Raw genomic sequence first — 14,552 nt, forward strand, 5'->3', positions numbered from 1 at the left:
CAGCTCACCATGTGTAGCGCAGGCTGCCGATCATGGCGCGGCCCTGGTCGCGGTAGCAGAAGCCGGCCGAGCAGATGGGCTCGCGGCGGTCGAACAGGTTGGTGGCGTTCACCTGCAGGCTCAGGCCCTCGTATTTCTTGTCGAGCGCGGCGAAGTCATAGCTCAGGGCAGCGTCGAAGAGGACGCGGGAGCCGTTCTGCGCCGTGTTTTCGTCGCTGGTGTAGCTCTTGCCGAGGTACCGGGCACCGAGGCCGACGCCGAGACCGTAGATCGGACTACCCTCCTGAAACCTGTAGTTTGCCCAGAGCGAAGCCATGTGCCTCGGCACCGACGAGACGTAGTTACCGACTGTACCGATCGTGCCTTCCAGAATCTCGGCGTCGGTGAAGGTGTAGGACGCAACCAGTGACAGGCCGTTGTCGAGACTCGTGTTCGCTTCGATCTCGAAGCCCCGGGAGCGAATCTTGCCGCGCTGCACCTGTATGTTTTCCGGCCCGGTCGGCAGGTTCACAACCTCGTAGGAGAGGCTGTTTTTCTGGTCGATATTGAACAGCGCTGCCGTGATCAGCGTATTGCTATCAGGCAGCAGGTACTTGACGCCGATCTCCTCCTGCTCGCTTTCCGTCGCCTGGAAGGGTTGGCCGGTCTCCTTGTTTATGCCAGCATTTGGTGCGAAAGCGGTCGAGTAGCTGGCATAGGGTACAACGCCGAAATCCGTTTGGTAGGCTAGGCCGATGCGGCCGGAGAATGCCCTGTCCTTTTGCGTGATCGTGGTCAGCGCATTCGTGTTGAGGTCGGTATTGTCGGTGTCCGTGGAGACCCAGTCGTAGCGACCACCGACGGTCAGTATCCACGCGTCATAGCGGATCTGGTCCTGCAGATAGGTGCCGGCCTGCCACTGGTCCTGGACGGAGCGCGTATCGAAGTCGATAGGAGCAACTTGAGCGCCTGCCGTCGGATTGGTGGTGTCGAGCGGTGGCGACACGCCACGGCCATCGAGGGAGCGCCAGCGCAGCCTGGTCAGGTCTAGACCTGCAAGCACTGTATGGTCGACCGCGCCCGTTTCGAACTGAGCTTCCAACTGATTGTCGATGACGAAGGCCATCAGCTGCTCGTCAAACGTGCCGGCGCTGCGGTCAAGCAGGTTCGGATTGACGGCGTTCGGCGCGTAGGCGAAGGCCCAGTCGGCGTCGATGCTGAGCGTCGAAATGCGGGCGTTCTGACGGAAGACGAAGACGTCGTTCAGTCGATGCTCGAATTCGTAGCCGATACGAGCCTGGTTCTGGATCGAATCGTTGAAGGCCGGATTGCCCGCGAAATAGTCCGTTACCTTGCCGGTTGGATCGTTGTAATAGGCCGCCGTGCCGCCGGTCTTGGTTCGGGAATATTCGCCGAGGATGGTAAGTTTCGTGTCCGGTTTCCTTTGGGATTTTTCTTGACTATTAAACTCAACATAAATCCTGAAATGCGTATGACCGGTATGATAAGCCAATGAATAGTCTCCGATTTTCCTCGCGAATCCTGTCCACGTCGGCGTTGACTGGCTTGGCAATCGCCCATTTTCTCACACCGGCCGCAGCGCAGGATGCGGCTGGACAGCAGCAGGATGGCGCGACGGTTCTTGAAGATATTATCGTCAATGGCGGCAGCGGCGGCGTCATCCAGGCGGATGGCTATGTCGGCAAGAGCAGCGCGACGGGCACGAAAACCGACACGCCCTTCATCGAGGTGCCCCAGTCGATTTCCTCAGTGACCGAACAGCAGCTGAAGGATCGCGACCCGCAATCTCTTTTGGATACGGTCGCGTGGTCGTCGGGAACGCTGATCTGCTCCGTATTGGCGTCGCGATAGAGGCCCGTCAGGCGATAGTAGAAGGGGTCCTCATTGTTGACGGGGCCGGAGAGGTCGAACCGGCTCTGATAGCGCTGGTCGGTACCATACTGCAGCTGAACTTCGTGAAAAGGCTCTTCCGTCGGCCGCTTGGTGATGAGGTTGTAGAGACCGCCGGCACCCGTTGCCCCATACAGTGCCGAAGATGGGCCACGCAGGATCGAGACTCCTTCGAGACCGTACGGCTCGGTCTTGAAGAGTGACGAGCCTGCGCCCGGCTGACGAAGGTTGTCGCGGAAAGATCCCGGTATAGGTCACGTCGAAGCCGCGCACCGAGAACGAATCGAAACGCGGGTCGAAGCCATAGGCGCCGACGCGTGTGCCCGGCGTGTCTCGTCCGGCTTCCACATGAAGGCTGGCGCAATATAGACGCGCCGCTTTCATGATTAAAATACTCCACTTTTTGACCGGCATGGCAAATCAGCCACAGTCAGGTCAGGCTTGCGCCTCTGACAGCAGCCACCGGCGGAAGGCGGCCGCCGCCGGCTGTTCGAGCGCAAGCCCGGGATAGACGAGGTGGAAGGCAAGCCGGCTTGCAATGCCAAGCGGGAAGGGCGTGACCACCGCGTCTTCCTTCAGGTCCCGCTCCAGAAACGAGCGCCGCATCAAGGCAAAGCCCAGTCCGGCTTTCATCGCGTCATAGGCTCCGTTGCCATGCATGAAGACCGGTCCACGCGACGGGTCGAGTCCTGTCGCGCCGGCTGCTTCCAGCCAGAGCTGCCAGTCATGGCGATAGACGTCATGGATCAGTTGGAAGCCGGCGAGCGCGTCCGGCGAGGGATTGTCGCCGAGCTCCGCGGCAAGTCTTGGTGTGCAAACCGGCACCAGCTCGTCATCCACGAGGCGTTCGCTGATCAGGCCGTCATAGCCGCCGAGTCCGTGGCGGATTGCAAGGTCGATCCCGTCGCGCTGAAATCGAGCACGCGGTGCGACGCGCTGATGCGGACGTCGATTTCGGGATGCATCGCCTCGAAGCGTCTGAGACGCGGCACGAGCCAGTAGGTTGCAAATCCCGCCGTGCAGGTGACGTTGAGGACGGCGCCGCGTCCGCGCGCCGTGATCGCCGCCGTCGCTTCCCTGACGAGGCGGAATGCTACCCTGAGCGTCGAAAAATAGTCTGCACCCTCCACGGTCAGAGCTAGTGCGCGCGTCTTCCGCTCGAAGAGCTTGACGCCAAGCGAGGATTCCAGATCGCGGATCTGCAGACTGACGGCTCCCGGCGTCACGTTGAGCTCCTTCGCCGCCAACGTCATGCTGAGGTGTCGGGCGGCCGCTTCAAAGGCTCGAAGGGCCGAAAGGGAGGGAAGATAATCGCTCATGGTTTAGCTCAACTATATTATGGATCGAGAAAGACTCGTTTGTCGCACGACTGGCATAGCAATAATATCAGCATGAAAGCCGCCGTAAAAGCTTCGTCGAGCTGAGCGATGAGCGAGAAAAAATCAGGAAAAATGCGTGAGGACCGCCCAACAATCGGGTGGCGGCAGCCTGTACTGACATGTAGACCGGTCGCAGGCTGACCAGGGAGAAGACGATGCAGCAGAAACAGATGGGCTTTGCCGAGTGGGGAATGTTGCTGGTGCTCTCCCTGCTGTGGGGCGGATCCTTCCTCTTCAACGGCATTCTGGTGAAGAGCCTGCCGCCCTTTACGATCGTCACGGGTCGGGTCCTGATCGCAGCGCTGGCACTGAACCTTATTGTGCGTGCGACCGGCCATGCCATGCCGCGTGACGGCAGGTCCTGGGCGGCCTTCTTCGGCATGGGCATCCTCAACAATATGATCCCGTTCTGTCTCATCGTCTGGGGCCAGACGCATATCGCAAGTGGCCTCGCCTCGATCCTGAATGCCACAACGCCGCTCTTTGGCGTCGTCGTCGCGCATTTCCTGACCGCGGATGAAAAAATGACCGGCAATCGCCTGCTTGGCGTTCTCGTCGGCTTTGCGGGCGTCGCCTATATGATCGGCTTCGACGTGCTGCGCGATCTCGGGTCGAACGTGCTGGCGCAGCTCGCGGTGCTCGGTGCTGCGCTCTCCTATTCCTTTGCCGGCATCTTCGGCCGGCGCTTCCGCCAGATGGGCATGGCGCCGCTCATTCCCGCTGCAGGACAGGTCAGCGCCTCCACCGTCCTGATGTTGCCGATCGCGCTCATCGTCGACCAGCCCTGGACATTGGCCGCTCCTTCATTGGAAACCTGGATGGCGCTGTTCGGCCTGGCCTTGCTTTCGACGGCGATCGCCTATGTGCTGTTTTTCCGCATCCTGGCGGCTGCCGGTGCAACGAACCTGATGCTCGTGACCTTCCTGATTCCGGTCAGCGCCATCCTGCTCGGCGCAGCCATTCTCGGCGAGCAATTGCAGGTCAAGCATCTGATCGGCATGGCGATGATCGCGATCGGCCTTGCGGCGATAGACGGGCGATTGTTCGCTCTGCGGAGAAAGCGACCTGCCTAGCAGGCGAGATCGGCGACCACGGAATCGAGGATCAGCATGCCTGACGGCGTGCAGCGCAGGCGAGAATTGCCGATCCGCTCGATAAAGCCATGCTCCAAAAGAAACTCTTCCCGCTTCGGGTCCAGGTCGCGGCCCGAAAGCTGCTGCCAGCGGGAAAGGTCCACGCCTTCCTTGAGACGCAACCCCATCAGCAGCAGTTCGTCGGCCTGTTCCTCATAACCGAGTTGCTCCGTGTCCAGCATGCCGTGTCCATTGCGCTCGACCAGATCCAGCCAGCTCTCTGGCTTCCGCTCTGTCGCAGTGGCAATCTTCATGGAGCCACGTGTCAGTCGCCCATGGGCACCGGGGCCGATGCCAGCGTAATCGCCGTAACGCCAGTAGGTGAGGTTGTGCCGGCTCTCCGCGCCCGGACGCGCATGGTTGGAAACCTCGTAGGCGGGCAGTCCTTCGCCGGTGGTGATTTCCTGCGTCGCTTCATAGAGCAGCGCCGATTGGTCGCCGTCCGGAACCACAAGCTTGCCGGCCGTGTGAAGCCCGAAGAACGGAGTGCCTTCCTCGATCGTCAGTTGATAGAGCGAAAGATGATCGACGGCGTAGGAGAACGCCTCCTTCAACTCGCGTTCCCATTCGTCGACGGTCTGGTTCGGGCGCGCATAGATCAGGTCGAAGGACATGCGCGGGAAGATGTCGCGCGCCAGCTTGATCGCCTTCAGCGCATCGGCAACGTCGTGCAGCCGTCCGAGAAACGTCAGGTGGCGGTCGTTGAGCGCCTGGACGCCGAGCGACACGCGATTGACGCCGGCGGCACGATAGCCGCGGAAGCGTTCCGCCTCGACGCTGGAGGGGTTTGCCTCCATGGTGATCTCGATTCCATCGGGCACATGCCAGTGCTTGGCGATACCGTCGAGAACGGCCGACACCGTGGATGGTTTCATCAACGATGGCGTGCCGCCGCCGAGGAAGATGCTGGTCACCGTCTTTGGCCCGCTCATCTGGCGCACCGTCGCCATCTCCTTCAGGAAGCTCGCGGTAAAGCGTTCCTGATCCACCGGCTGGTGGCGGACATGGCTGTTGAAATCACAGTAAGGGCACTTGGCGGCACAGAACGGCCAATGCACGTAGACGCCGAAGCCGGGTTCGCCGGTATCGGGCAGAAGAGCGGCATAGCGCATCAGATCAGGCTGTTCCAAAGTGTCCACGTTTGCCCTTAGGCTTCCAGGCAGGTTTCGACGAAGATCTTGAAGGCGCGGGCGCGGTGCGACAGTGCTTCTGCGTCGCCGGGCTTCCAGCCGTGCTTTTCTTCCGCGCTCATCTCGCCAAAGGTAGTCTCATAGCCCTCGGGTTGAAAGACCGGATCGTAGCCGAAGCCCTGGCTGCCGCGCGCAGGCCAGACGACGGTGCCTTCGACTTCGCCGCGAAAAAGCTCCGTGTGGCCGTCCGGCCAGGCAAGGCAGAGTACGCTGACGAAACGCGCAGCGCGCTGAGCCGGCTTCGAAGCGCCGGCCGTTTCCAAAGCCGCCTCGACCTTCTCCATCGCCATCGCGAAGTCGCGCGTGCCGTCGGGTTTCTCCGCCCAGTTGGCGGTGTAGACGCCGGGATCGCCGCCGAGTGCATCGATGACGAGGCCGGAATCATCCGACAGCGCCGGCAATCCAGAGGCTTCGGCGGAGGCGAGCGCCTTGATCGTCGCGTTTTCCTCGAAAGTCGTGCCGGTCTCGTCAGGCTCCACGAAATTCAACTCGGCGGCCGATTTCGCCGTGAAGCCGAACGGACCGATGAGGTCCTGGATTTCCCGGATCTTGCCGGCATTATGGCTGGCAACGACGATGGTCTTCGTTTCGAGCTTGCGCATGACTGTCCTATTCGATGCCCCAGATGCGGGCGTCGGCGCATTCGAGGCTGTTGCCCGCCGGGTCGCGGAAATAGATCGATCGGCCGCCCTGCGGCCAGGTGACTTCGGATTCGATGGCGACACCCCCGGACGTCAGCCGGGCTGCAATCGCATCGAGATTTTCCCCGCAAACGCGGAAACAGGCGTGTCCTGCACCGGTCGTGCCGTGCGGCGGAACCTGCAAGGAGGTGGGCGAGGGAGGCTTGATCGTTTCCTGCGGGTTGAAGATCAGCAACACCCCGGCACCGCAGCGAAAGAAGACATGTCGGTTGCCGCCCCGCGAGATCTTCGAAAGGCCGAGAATGCCTTCATAAAAGGCTTCGGCCTTGTCGAGATCGTCCGCATAGAGCGCCGTCTCCAGCATGCCTTCCAGCATGTCGTTCATCCGGCGACGGCCTGCTTCTGCATCGCGACGAGTTCGGCGATACCGACCTTGGCGAGGGCCATCAGCGAGGCGAATTCCTCATCGGTGAACGGCGTGCCTTCAGCGGTGCCCTGGATTTCAACGATGCCGCCGTTGCCGGTCATCACGAAGTTCGCGTCGGTCTCAGCCGAGGAGTCCTCGAGATAGTCGAGGTCAATCACCGACTGGTTGGCGAAGATGCCGCAGGAAATGGCCGCGACGTGGTCCTTGAGGACGCGTTCGACCTTGAGCATGTTGCGGCTTTCCATCCACTTCAGGCAGTCGTAAAGCGCGATCCAGGCGCCGGTAATGGACGCCGTACGCGTTCCGCCATCCGCCTGGATGACGTCGCAGTCGAGCGTGATCTGGCGCTCGCCGAGTTCCTTGAGGTCGACGACAGCGCGCAGCGAACGACCGATCAGGCGCTGGATCTCCTGCGTACGGCCGCCCTGCTTGCCGGATGCGGCTTCGCGCTTCATACGCTCGCCGGTGGCGCGCGGCAGCATGCCGTATTCGGCGGTGACCCAACCCTTGCCGGTGTTGCGCAGCCATGCCGGAGGCTTCTCCTCGATGCTCGCCGTGCATAGCACATGCGTATCGCCGAACTTCACCAGACAGGAGCCTTCCGCGTGCTTGGAGAAATTGCGCTCGAACGAGACCTTGCGCATCTGGTCGGTTTTTCTGCCTGAGGGCCGCATACTATTCTCCTGAATCATGATTTCGAAGACCGCGAGCGGTTTTCGGAAGATCACGCGTGCTTATGTTGTTGAGAGCTTCTACGATCGGCAGCGTCCATTTGCAATTTCCCTTTTGCCGCTGCGGGGAGATTGGCTATATTTTGTCGCATCATCGTCAGCACGGGTACGCAAGGGTTCATGGAGTTCAGATCGACGTCGGTTTCAGATGCAGTGGCTGCGCTGGATGAACGCTCCAAGGAAATCTTTCGCCGCATCGTAGAGGGCTATCTGGAGACGGGTGAACCGCTCGGTTCGCGCAACCTGTCGCGTATCCTACCGATGTCGCTGTCACCGGCCTCCGTGCGCAACGTGATGAGCGATCTGGAAGAACTTGGCCTCATCTATTCGCCGCATGTCAGTGCCGGCCGTCTGCCGACACAAGTCGGCCTGCGCTTCTTCGTCGACGCCTTCATGCAGGTCGGGGATCTCTCGGCCGAGGATCGCGCCAACATCGATCGCCAGGTGCGCGCCGAAAGCCGCGACAATCCGATGGAATTGATGATGAACGAGGCAAGCCGCATGCTCTCGGGCATTTCGCGCGGCGCCGGGCTCGTCATCACCTCGAAGAGCGATCCTGTTCTCAAGCACGTCGAGTTCATCCGCCTTGAGCCGACCAAGGCGCTTGCGGTTCTCGTCGGCGATCACGATCAGGTCGAAAACCGCATTATCGAGCTTCCGGCAGGCGTGACGTCATCGCAATTGACCGAGGCCGCCAACTTCCTCAACGCACACATGACCGGCCAGACGCTGCCGGAACTGCGCAATCAATTAAGTCGACTGAAGGACGATGTCCGCCTCGAACTCGATGCGCTATCGCAGGATCTCGTCGAGCGCGGCATCGCCGTCTGGTCGGGCAGCGCCGACGAGGGCAAACCGGCCCAACTGATCATTCGCGGCCGCGCCAATCTGCTCGCCGATCTCGCTGGCGCCGACGATCTCGACCGCCTGCGCATGCTGTTCGACGACCTCGAGAAGAAGGACAGTCTGCTGGAACTTCTCAACCTCGCCGAAAGCGGGCCGGGCGTGCGCATTTTCATCGGCTCGGAGAACAAGCTCTTTTCACTTTCCGGTTCGTCGCTGATCGTCGCGCCCTATCGTGACGATGACGACCGCATTGTCGGCGCTGTCGGCGTCATCGGGCCGACGCGGCTCAACTACTCGCGCATCGTGCCGATGGTCGACTATACCGCCCAGCTGATGACGCGGTTGTCACGCGGCTCGACGTAGGAGAACTACTCCGGGAGCAGGTCGCCCGAGCCGCCCATCTCCGCAGGCATGTCTTTGTATTTTGGCAGGCCGTCACGGATATGCAGCACGCTTTCCTGATAGTTCACGTGCAGCGCTGGAGCGTAGTCAAGATCGGGCAGAAGTGCCGCGTAAACGTCGGTGACGCCCCAGGTCGGGTGCTCGGTGTAGAGATGCCCACCGCAAAGCTCGCAGAACTTCCGCACGCTGGTATCGGACCTCTGGTAGCCTTCCACGTGCTCTCCGCCTTTGGTGACATGGACGGTTTGCGGCTGCCAGAGCGTGAAGGCGTTGACGGGTCCCGCCGACCAATGCCGACAGGAGGCGCAGTGGCAGTAACCCATAGCCACCGGGTCTCCGGTGACGACGATCTCCACGGCACCGCAGAAGCAGCGCCCCGAATACGTTTTCTGATCGCCCATGGTGGTCGCTCCCTGACCTGGATGAGGTCGAAGCACTATTGATTCAGTTGCGCCTAAAATGAAAGAACTTTAGCACGGCCAAGTCAAGCTAGACCCTGTGGGGTAGACCGGCACGGTTGCCTACAAGTCATGCTTTTCGGTCACGCAGACTTGATTTTTGCCTGTCAAAGCTCGATATCGGGCACATCCTAAAAGACATCAATCACCGGAGAACGTCATGACTGACGAAACGACGAAGAACGGACCCGACGCCGCCGCGGCCGAAGCCGCAGCGGACGCCGCCGCAAACGTCGAGAACGAAGCCGCCGCCGAAGCCAGCGCAAAGCCCGATCCGCTGGAACTGCTAAAGTCCGAGAATACAGAGCTGCGCGACCGCTATCTTCGCCTTGCCGCCGAGATGGATAACCTGCGCCGGCGCACAGAGCGCGAAGTCAAGGATGCGAGGACTTATTCCGCCGCGGGCTTTGCGCGCGACATGCTGGCCGTTTCGGACAACCTGCGCCGCGCCATCGATGCGATCCCTGAGGAAGCCAGGGCTGCCGCCGATGCCGGCCTGACGACGCTGATCGAAGGTGTGGAGATGACGGAGCGCTCGATGTTGTCGGCGCTTGAGCGACACGGCGTCCGCAAACTGGAGCCGGTCGGCCAGAAGTTTGATCCGAACTTTCACCAGGCCATGTTCGAAGTGCCGAACCCCGATGTGCCGAACAACACCGTGGTTCAGGTCGTTCAGGCCGGTTACACCATTGGTGAGCGCGTTCTTCGCCCCGCCATGGTCGGCGTCGCCAAGGGCGGGCCGAAGCTCGTCGAACCCGAAACGAATTCCGTTTTCGACCAGAAGGACGCCTGATCTCTCAGGCGCCTGAAAGCCAATCTGAACATCAGATGCGGGCGAAACGTTCGATCAGCAGATCGAAGAAGCCGTCCGCATCGACATCGCGCATGACCTGCGCATTGCGCTTGCGGTCGGTCACGTGCCACCAGTCGACGACGGTCATGCCGGCCGTCAGCTCAGACGTCACCTCGATCTCGACATTGCAGGTTCGCCCCTTGAAAAGCTCAGGCTTCAAGAGATAGGCGATAACCGTCGGGTCGTGCAACGGACCGCCATCGGAGCCGTACTTCTCGACATCGAAGCGTTCGAAGAATTCCAGCATCTCGACCATGGCGATCGCCGGGCGCGTGCCCAGATCGGCCATGCGCTTGACGCGATCCTTTCGGGTCAGAAGCTTGTGCGTGACGTCGAGCGGCATCATCACGATGGGGATGCCAGAGCACAAGACGATATCGGCTGCCTCGGGATCGACGTAGATGTTGAACTCGGCGGCCGGCGTGATGTTGCCGCCTTCGAAGAAGCCGCCGCCCATCATCACCAGTTCGCGGATGCGCGGGATGATGTCGGGCGCCTTCTGGAAGGCCATGCCGATGTTGGTGAGCGGCCCAAGCGTGCAGAGGGTCACCGTGCCTTCAGGCTCGTTGCGTAGCGTTTCGATGATGAAATCCACGGAATGCTGCGGCTGTAGCTGCATATTGGGCTCATCGAGAACGGGACCATCAAGCCCGGTCTTGCCGTGCACGTGCTCAGCGGTCACCAGCTTTCGCGCGATTGGTTTGGCGGCGCCGGCAAAGACCTTGGTATCGGTCCGGCCACAGAGCTCGCAGACGATGCGCGCATTGCGGCTGGTGTAAGAGAGCGGCACATTGCCGGCGACCGTGGTGATGCCGAGCACTTCGAGCTCTTCCGGGCTGCCGAAGGCCAGCATGATGGCCGCGGCGTCGTCCTGGCCGGGGTCGGTGTCGATGATGATTTTTCTAGGGTCTGCCATTCCGATCGCTCCGTCCTCGTGGTGCGCGTTTTCGTGGCATGCACCATTTGTTTATACTCCCGTCGCAAATCGGCGCAGCCGGTACGGGCAGGGTTTGATGCGAGGCAGCGCTTGCTTTGTCAAGGTCGGACCCCTTGCGGGCTCTCTGGGAGCGGGCGCCGATATCTGCCTTGCGCCCGCGTGAGGCAGTTCCCATATTGGAAGCGTCCGGATGCTGTCTTTCAGGTCTGGCAAGGTCGCTTGAATCAAGGACTTGGAGACGATGAGCCGTATGACGCCTTTCGCGAGCCCTCTGCTTTTGGGCTTTGACGCCATGGAAAAGACGCTGGAGCGCCTTTCCAAGGCCAGCGACGGATACCCCCCCTACAATATCGAGCGCGTCGCCGCTGATCGCGCCTCCGGCGATCCGGAAAGGCTGCGCATAACTCTTGCCGTCGCCGGATTCAGCGAGGAGGAGCTCGACGTTTCTGTCGAGGAAAGCCAGCTTTCGATTCATGGTCGCCAGATCGACCAGGGGGAGCGCGACTACCTCTATCGCGGCATCGCCGCACGTCAATTCCAGCGGACTTTTGTTCTGGCCGATGGGATGCAGGTTTTGGGCGCTTGCCTCAAGAATGGGCTGCTCGCGGTGGATCTCATCCGTCCGGAGCCGAGCCGTATGGTGAAGAAAATTAACATTTCGGTCTCACAGTAGGACAACGGCGCAACTTGAGCCGTTGGTCCCTTCTCGTGGAGGTACAGGAATGTTGATGAAAGAAGCCAATTCGCACCTGACCAAAACCGAACTTGCCGGCATCGGCAACGGCGAGGTCGCCTACATCCGGAAAATGCGGTCTGAGGAAGTATCCAGGTGCTTCCCCGAGGCACCGGATATCGATCCGAGCGTTGACCTCTGGGCGCTGTTCGGCGCCGATGGCACGCCGATCCTTTTGACGGACAACCGCTCCAGCACCTTCTTCAAGGCTGCCGAGGATGAGTTGAAGACGGTGAGCCTGCACTAGGGCAGGCTCAGACCCGCTTGAACGTTAGATAGGCGGAGGATCTGCCCTCGCGCCGCGCCTTGGCCTCGTAGCGTGTGCTCGGCCAGCCCTCATAGGGCGTCAGCCAGTCTGCAGCATTCTGTGCCAGCCATTCGAAACCGCCGTGGTCTCGGCATTTCAGCAGCGTCCAGTTAACGTAAGTGTCGATGTCGGAGGCGAAGCAGAACAGCCCGTCCGGCTTCAGCACGCGGTGAAAGCGATCGAGATTGGTCTTCGACACGAAGCGGCGCTTCCAGTGCTTTCTCTTCGGCCACGGATCCGGGTAAAGCAGATCGATCTGGTCGATCGAGGCGTCAGGCAGCCAGTCCAGCAATTGCGTCGCGTCGTCGTTGTAGACACGGACGTTCTTGGCGCCTGCCTTGTCGACGCTCGTCAGCAGCTTCTGCATGGAATTGATGAAAGGCTCGACACCGATAAAGCTGGTGGAGGGCATTTCCAGCGCACGATGGATCAGATGTTCGCCGCCGCCGAAACCGATTTCCAGGCGCAGCCTGCCTGTCGGCACCGGAAAGAGGGTCTTCAGCGGCTCGGGCGGAGCCGCTGAAAGATCGATGAGGAACGCCGGAAGCAGGGTGTTCAGTCGCTCTGCCTGATGCTCGCGCAGAGCCTTTCCCTTGCGGCGACCGAAGAAGGCTTCGGTCGCGCGTCCGCGGCGTTCCATGTCGGTCATGCCGCTTCCTTGACCTTGACGGCGTCCTTGAGCGCCTTGACGAGGTCCGTGCGCTCCCAGGAGAACGAGCCGTCGCGGCCCGCCTTGCGGCCGAAGTGGCCGTAAGCCGAGGTTTTGGCGTAGATCGGCTTGTTGAGGTCGAGGTGACGGCGGATGCCGGTCGGCGACAGATCCATGTTCTTGCGGATCGCGGCTTCGACCTGGTCTTCCGTCACGCCCTTGCCGGTGCCGTGCAGGTCGACATAGATCGACAGCGGCTGTGCGACGCCGATGGCGTAGGAGAGCTGGATCGTGCAGCGGTCGGAAAGGCCGGCGGCAACGACGTTCTTCGCAAGATAGCGGGCGGCGTAGGCAGCCGAACGGTCGACCTTGGTGGTGTCCTTGCCGGAGAACGCGCCGCCGCCGTGCGGAGCAGCACCGCCGTAGGTGTCGACGATGATCTTGCGCCCGGTCAGACCAGCGTCGCCATCAGGGCCGCCGATCACGAACTTGCCGGTCGGGTTGATGTACCACATACAATCGTCGGCAATCGGCAGCTCGCCGAGAGCCTCGCGGATATAGGGCTCGACGACCGCGCGAACCTTCTTCGAATCCCAGCTTTCGTCGAGATGCTGGGTGGAGAGAACGATCGACGTGACTTCCGCAGGCTTGCCGTTGACGTAACGCACGGTCACCTGGCTCTTGGCATCGGGGCCGAGCTTTGCGACGTCGCCGTCGCCCTTCTTTCGGGCAGTGGCCAGCAGTTGCAGGATCTTGTGGGAGTAGTAGATCGGTGCCGGCATGAGATCCGGCGTTTCCTTGCAGGCGTAGCCGAACATGATGCCCTGGTCGCCGGCGCCTTCGTCGCCCTGCTGGTCGGCAGCGTTGTCGACACCCTGGGCAATGTCGGCGGACTGCGAGTGCAGGAGCACGTCGATCTTGGCCGTCTTCCAGTGGAAGCCGTCCTGCTCGTAGCCGATGTCCTTGATGGCGCGGCGGGCGGCGGCCTTGAACTTCGAAGGGTTGATGACGTCTTTGCCGTCTTTGTCCTTCTTCATCAGGCTCGGCGGCAGGCGCACTTCACCGGCGATCACGACGCGGTTGGTGGTTGCCAGCGTCTCGCAGGCGATACGCACGCCCCAGGGGTTGACGCCGGTCTTGGCGGCTTCGCGGTAGACCAGATCCACGATCTCGTCGGAGATCCGGTCACACACCTTGTCCGGGTGACCTTCGGCAACTGACTCGCTGGTGAAAAGGTAATTCGCGCGCATTCCGGGATTCCCCTCAAAGAACAAAAGCTGCGTAGTAGGTACTCAGTTCGCGCGGGAAAAACAAGCGTAGAAGGACATAAATATATCTTTATATCTACGGCGAAGTGGCAAATTATGCCCATAAAACGCCAAAAAGCGGCCGTTGCGACCGCTTTCGTTTTTCTCCAAATTTTGAAGTGGCTATTATTCGCTGTCAGCCTCGGCAGCGAGTGCCTTCACCAGTTCGACGACTTTACGGCGAACCTTGGGGTCGGTGATCTTCACGAAGGCGCGGTTGAGTTGGAGCCCTTCGGACGACGAAAGAAAGTCGACAACGTAGTTGGAGCTCGAGGCTTCCGCCATGCCGGACAGGCCGGAGGATTGGTCGCCGGGTGCGTCTTCAAAGAAGAAGGAAACCGGAACGTTCAAAATGCTGGAGATGTTCTGGAGGCGGCTGGCACCGACGCGGTTGGTGCCTTTTTCGTATTTCTGGATCTGCTGAAAGGTGATGCCAAGGCTCTCGCCGAGCTTTTCCTGGCTCATTCCGAGCATCGTTCGGCGAAGGCGAATGCGACTACCAACATGGATGTCGATGGGGTTCGGCCTCTTCTTGTTCTCAATCATGGTCCTGCCCTAACAATAATTTTCAACCTTGTTCAAACCGGCATGCCCAAACCCATCCCCAAAACGCCACGTTGCAAAGTCTCTATCAACCACCTTGAAACATACGCTAAGAACGCCGATCCC

Annotated in this window: 15 protein-coding genes and 3 pseudogenes; 6 read left to right on the forward strand and 12 right to left on the reverse strand. The window is 60.8% G+C overall.

Translation table 11 applies throughout. The annotated features are described in order from the left end of the window. Nucleotides 1–4: 4 nt before the first annotated feature. A pseudogene (locus WGT02_RS03220) lies at nucleotides 5–1,414 on the reverse strand (TonB-dependent siderophore receptor); the annotation flags it as partial. A 77-nt stretch (nucleotides 1,415–1,491) separates the two neighbouring features. Between WGT02_RS03220 and WGT02_RS03225 the strand changes: the two are divergent. Next, nucleotides 1,492–1,851: a hypothetical protein gene (locus WGT02_RS03225; protein WP_375679031.1), complete on the forward strand. Its 360-nt coding sequence runs from the start codon at nucleotides 1,492–1,494 to the stop codon at nucleotides 1,849–1,851. Nucleotides 1,852–2,060: 209 nt separating this feature from the next. On the opposite strand, the pseudogene WGT02_RS03230 reads toward WGT02_RS03225, so the two are convergent. Further along, a pseudogene (locus WGT02_RS03230) lies at nucleotides 2,061–2,141 on the reverse strand (hypothetical protein); the annotation flags it as partial. Nucleotides 2,142–2,325: 184 nt separating this feature from the next. Next, nucleotides 2,326–3,209 (reverse strand): annotated as a pseudogene (gene gcvA / locus WGT02_RS03235) (transcriptional regulator GcvA). Between the two features lie 215 nt (nucleotides 3,210–3,424). Between gcvA and WGT02_RS03240 the strand changes: the two are divergent. Then, the gene (locus WGT02_RS03240; protein ID WP_024314498.1) at nucleotides 3,425–4,342 is read left to right on the forward strand and encodes a DMT family transporter; all 918 of its coding nucleotides are present in this window, start codon (nucleotides 3,425–3,427) and stop codon (nucleotides 4,340–4,342) included. On the opposite strand, the gene hemW is transcribed toward WGT02_RS03240, so the two are convergent. From hemW to rph, 4 genes are read right to left on the reverse strand one after another with little or no spacing between them, the layout of a single operon-like run. After that, nucleotides 4,339–5,514 (reverse strand): radical SAM family heme chaperone HemW, encoded by a 1,176-nt coding sequence (gene hemW, locus WGT02_RS03245; RefSeq protein ID WP_208250516.1) that lies wholly within the window; start codon nucleotides 5,512–5,514, stop codon nucleotides 4,339–4,341. The two genes, WGT02_RS03240 and hemW, sit on opposite strands and share 4 nt — an antisense overlap. Nucleotides 5,515–5,549: 35 nt before the next feature. Beyond that, nucleotides 5,550–6,194 carry an RdgB/HAM1 family non-canonical purine NTP pyrophosphatase gene (gene rdgB, locus WGT02_RS03250; protein ID WP_024314500.1) on the reverse strand — a complete coding sequence of 215 codons (645 nt, stop codon included), beginning with the start codon at nucleotides 6,192–6,194 and terminating at the stop codon, nucleotides 5,550–5,552. A gap of 7 nt (nucleotides 6,195–6,201) precedes the next feature. Then, on the reverse strand, nucleotides 6,202–6,618 hold the full coding sequence (locus WGT02_RS03255; RefSeq protein WP_024314501.1) for a VOC family protein: 417 nt from the start codon (nucleotides 6,616–6,618) through the stop codon (nucleotides 6,202–6,204). Then, nucleotides 6,615–7,334: a ribonuclease PH gene (gene rph, locus WGT02_RS03260; protein ID WP_024314502.1), complete on the reverse strand. Its 720-nt coding sequence runs from the start codon at nucleotides 7,332–7,334 to the stop codon at nucleotides 6,615–6,617. Before rph ends, WGT02_RS03255 begins: the two co-directional genes overlap by 4 nt. Before the next feature lie 177 nt (nucleotides 7,335–7,511). Between rph and hrcA the strand changes: the two genes are divergently transcribed. Then, on the forward strand, nucleotides 7,512–8,600 hold the full coding sequence (hrcA, locus tag WGT02_RS03265; protein WP_024314503.1) for a heat-inducible transcriptional repressor HrcA: 1,089 nt from the start codon (nucleotides 7,512–7,514) through the stop codon (nucleotides 8,598–8,600). Between the two features lie 5 nt (nucleotides 8,601–8,605). Here hrcA and WGT02_RS03270 read toward each other — a convergent pair whose 3' ends face one another. Further along, nucleotides 8,606–9,040 (reverse strand): GFA family protein, encoded by a 435-nt coding sequence (locus WGT02_RS03270; protein ID WP_024314504.1) that lies wholly within the window; start codon nucleotides 9,038–9,040, stop codon nucleotides 8,606–8,608. 217 nt (nucleotides 9,041–9,257) lie between these two features. Here WGT02_RS03270 and grpE point away from each other — a divergent pair, with 217 nt between their 5' ends. Further along, nucleotides 9,258–9,890: a nucleotide exchange factor GrpE gene (grpE, locus tag WGT02_RS03275; protein WP_024314505.1), complete on the forward strand. Its 633-nt coding sequence runs from the start codon at nucleotides 9,258–9,260 to the stop codon at nucleotides 9,888–9,890. 31 nt (nucleotides 9,891–9,921) lie between these two features. On the opposite strand, the gene WGT02_RS03280 is transcribed toward grpE, so the two are convergent. Then, a complete protein-coding gene (locus tag WGT02_RS03280) occupies nucleotides 9,922–10,866 on the reverse strand; it encodes a nucleoside hydrolase (protein WP_024314506.1) in 945 nt (314 codons plus the stop codon). Nucleotides 10,867–11,128: 262 nt separating this feature from the next. Between WGT02_RS03280 and WGT02_RS03285 the strand changes: the two genes are divergently transcribed. Both WGT02_RS03285 and WGT02_RS03290 read left to right on the forward strand, forming a co-directional pair. After that, nucleotides 11,129–11,560, forward strand: a complete 432-nt coding sequence (locus tag WGT02_RS03285; protein WP_024314507.1) for an Hsp20 family protein — start codon at nucleotides 11,129–11,131, stop codon at nucleotides 11,558–11,560. Nucleotides 11,561–11,609: 49 nt separating this feature from the next. Further along, nucleotides 11,610–11,867, forward strand: coding sequence for a DUF1150 family protein (locus WGT02_RS03290; RefSeq protein WP_024314508.1), 258 nt, complete (start codon nucleotides 11,610–11,612; stop codon nucleotides 11,865–11,867). A 7-nt stretch (nucleotides 11,868–11,874) separates the two neighbouring features. Here WGT02_RS03290 and trmB read toward each other — a convergent pair whose 3' ends face one another. The 3 genes from trmB to WGT02_RS03305 all read right to left on the reverse strand — a co-directional run bounded on the left by trmB (nucleotide 11,875) and on the right by WGT02_RS03305 (nucleotide 14,429). Then, the gene (gene trmB / locus WGT02_RS03295; protein ID WP_208249126.1) at nucleotides 11,875–12,576 is read right to left on the reverse strand and encodes a tRNA (guanosine(46)-N7)-methyltransferase TrmB; all 702 of its coding nucleotides are present in this window, start codon (nucleotides 12,574–12,576) and stop codon (nucleotides 11,875–11,877) included. Next, the gene (gene metK / locus WGT02_RS03300; protein WP_024314510.1) at nucleotides 12,573–13,826 is read right to left on the reverse strand and encodes a methionine adenosyltransferase; all 1,254 of its coding nucleotides are present in this window, start codon (nucleotides 13,824–13,826) and stop codon (nucleotides 12,573–12,575) included. The genes trmB and metK overlap by 4 nt, the downstream gene beginning before the upstream one ends. A gap of 183 nt (nucleotides 13,827–14,009) precedes the next feature. After that, on the reverse strand, nucleotides 14,010–14,429 hold the full coding sequence (locus WGT02_RS03305; protein WP_007789368.1) for a helix-turn-helix domain-containing protein: 420 nt from the start codon (nucleotides 14,427–14,429) through the stop codon (nucleotides 14,010–14,012). Nucleotides 14,430–14,552: the final 123 nt, after the last annotated feature.

This window comes from Rhizobium sp. T1470 (genome assembly GCF_042140505.1).
Classification (GTDB): domain Bacteria; phylum Pseudomonadota; class Alphaproteobacteria; order Rhizobiales; family Rhizobiaceae; genus Rhizobium; species Rhizobium favelukesii.

What these genes read in the sequence shown, in the direction of transcription:
- hemW (WP_208250516.1), bottom strand. Translation starts at nt 5,514, where the DNA reads ATGCGCTATGCCGCTCTTCTGCCCGATACCGGCGAACCCGGCTTCGGC.
- WGT02_RS03240 (WP_024314498.1), top strand. Translation starts at nt 3,425, where the DNA reads ATGCAGCAGAAACAGATGGGCTTTGCCGAGTGGGGAATGTTGCTGGTG.
- WGT02_RS03225 (WP_375679031.1), top strand. Translation starts at nt 1,492, where the DNA reads ATGAATAGTCTCCGATTTTCCTCGCGAATCCTGTCCACGTCGGCGTTG.
- WGT02_RS03255 (WP_024314501.1), bottom strand. Translation starts at nt 6,618, where the DNA reads ATGAACGACATGCTGGAAGGCATGCTGGAGACGGCGCTCTATGCGGAC.
- WGT02_RS03290 (WP_024314508.1), top strand. Translation starts at nt 11,610, where the DNA reads ATGTTGATGAAAGAAGCCAATTCGCACCTGACCAAAACCGAACTTGCC.
- WGT02_RS03285 (WP_024314507.1), top strand. Translation starts at nt 11,129, where the DNA reads ATGAGCCGTATGACGCCTTTCGCGAGCCCTCTGCTTTTGGGCTTTGAC.
- WGT02_RS03270 (WP_024314504.1), bottom strand. Translation starts at nt 9,040, where the DNA reads ATGGGCGATCAGAAAACGTATTCGGGGCGCTGCTTCTGCGGTGCCGTG.
- trmB (WP_208249126.1), bottom strand. Translation starts at nt 12,576, where the DNA reads ATGACCGACATGGAACGCCGCGGACGCGCGACCGAAGCCTTCTTCGGT.
- grpE (WP_024314505.1), top strand. Translation starts at nt 9,258, where the DNA reads ATGACTGACGAAACGACGAAGAACGGACCCGACGCCGCCGCGGCCGAA.
- metK (WP_024314510.1), bottom strand. Translation starts at nt 13,826, where the DNA reads ATGCGCGCGAATTACCTTTTCACCAGCGAGTCAGTTGCCGAAGGTCAC.
- rph (WP_024314502.1), bottom strand. Translation starts at nt 7,334, where the DNA reads ATGCGGCCCTCAGGCAGAAAAACCGACCAGATGCGCAAGGTCTCGTTC.
- rdgB (WP_024314500.1), bottom strand. Translation starts at nt 6,194, where the DNA reads ATGCGCAAGCTCGAAACGAAGACCATCGTCGTTGCCAGCCATAATGCC.
- hrcA (WP_024314503.1), top strand. Translation starts at nt 7,512, where the DNA reads ATGGAGTTCAGATCGACGTCGGTTTCAGATGCAGTGGCTGCGCTGGAT.
- WGT02_RS03280 (WP_024314506.1), bottom strand. Translation starts at nt 10,866, where the DNA reads ATGGCAGACCCTAGAAAAATCATCATCGACACCGACCCCGGCCAGGAC.
- WGT02_RS03305 (WP_007789368.1), bottom strand. Translation starts at nt 14,429, where the DNA reads ATGATTGAGAACAAGAAGAGGCCGAACCCCATCGACATCCATGTTGGT.